The 1,544-nt window shown below is 42.2% G+C and carries 1 protein-coding gene; it reads left to right on the top strand.

Annotated elements, in window-relative coordinates; translation table 11 throughout:
• Nucleotides 1-210: 210 nt before the first annotated feature.
• On the top strand, nt 211-1,377 hold the full coding sequence (locus P5683_RS24735) for a Na/Pi symporter (RefSeq protein WP_315641192.1): 1,167 nt from the start codon (nt 211-213) through the stop codon (nt 1,375-1,377).
• The last annotated feature ends 167 nt before the right edge of the window (nt 1,378-1,544 follow it).

Below are 1,544 nucleotides of genomic sequence, written 5' to 3'. Positions count from 1 at the left end.
TCGCAAGTTTGGCATTGGTCACTGATATTATAACCGATTAAGCGAACTTGATATCATCCGTTTGACTAATGAACTACGGCAAATAAAAGAAATAACCAGAATTTAATCAAAAATTAAGTTTTTATTAACCAGTGATCAGAATTTTTATGGCAGCATTCAAGGTAAAGACTAATTTCTTCATGAGAGATAAAATCTATTCACATATTAGCTATGAGTAATATTCAAGAGCAAGTTCCAGAAAAAAATCGACGGACAACTCAAGGCAACAAACTGCCCCAATGGATTGCCGTGTTAGTGCTGGTTTATATCATTATTGTGGCAGTTGAACTGGTGAGCCGAGGCTTTAGGACAGCTACCGCCGACCAAGCCGAAGAAATCTTTGCCTTTGCCACCAATCCTTTCCTAGGACTGATCGTTGGGACGCTTGCCTCAGCGCTAACTCAGTCTTCCAGTGCTGTTACCTCAATTACGGTTGGTTTGGTAGGGGGAGGCTTACCCGTGGCAACTGCCGTACCGATCATCATGGGAGCCAATGTCGGAACCAGTCTCACTAGCACCCTCGTGAGTCTAGCCAGTATGGGGGATAAAGAGGCTTTTAAGCGAGCGCTGGGGGCCGCCACTATCCTTGATATGTTCAACATCTTCTGTGTGATTATTTTTCTCCCCCTTGAAATTCTCTTTCATCCCCTCCAAACTGCGGCGGGCTATCTTGCACGGTTTTTTATTGGCGATTATTCCCTAAGCATCGGAGATTACAACTTTGTCAGGGCGGCAACAAGCCCGGTGGTCGGTTTTTTCAGAGGCATAGCCAGCAATTTCCCTGAACCTTTTGATGGACTTTTCCTGATCTTTGTAGGGGTTATTGTCATTATATCAGCGATCTATTTTATTAGTAAGCTCCTCAAAGTTGTACTGGTGGGTCGTGCCAAAGATATTTTCGAAATAGCAGTGGGGAGAGGTCCCATTGCTGGCATTGCTGACGGGATGTTCATGACGATTTTGGTTCAGTCTTCCACAACAACAACCTGTTTAATTGTTCCTTTAGCCGCCGCTGGTGTGATGACCTTACAGCAAGTTTATCCCTTTACCCTGGGGGCTAATATTGGCACGACTGTGACTGCTATACTTGCTGCGACCGCAATTTCGGGAGATACCGAAGTCTATGCTTTACAAATTGCCATGGTTCATTTTCTTTTTAACTTCTTTGGTGTTCTGATTATTTTTTGTATTTCCTTCATGTACAGGATACCGATTTTTCTGGCAGTAACATTTGCTTCTATGGCAAGTGAGAGAAAATATTTAGCCTTTGTTTACATTATCGGGGTATTTTTTGTGATTCCTGGATTTTTCTTGGGGGTTACTAAGCTTTTTGGTTAGATTAGTCCCGTCACTTACTTGAATATGTAAGTACTCAGGCAAAATTAATTGTATATTTTGAGCCAAAGTTTATTAGGATATTTCCCCTTGAATCAATATCTTGTAAAACCGTGGAGGCTCAGGAGCGTGAAATAGAAAGGGCATTAGTTAAGCACGTTACACAATTT

It is taken from the genome of Limnospira sp. PMC 1279.21 (genome assembly GCF_032349615.1).
Lineage (GTDB): Bacteria > Cyanobacteriota > Cyanobacteriia > Cyanobacteriales > Microcoleaceae > Limnospira > Limnospira fusiformis.
This window is presented reverse-complemented; position numbering and strand designations above follow the sequence as displayed.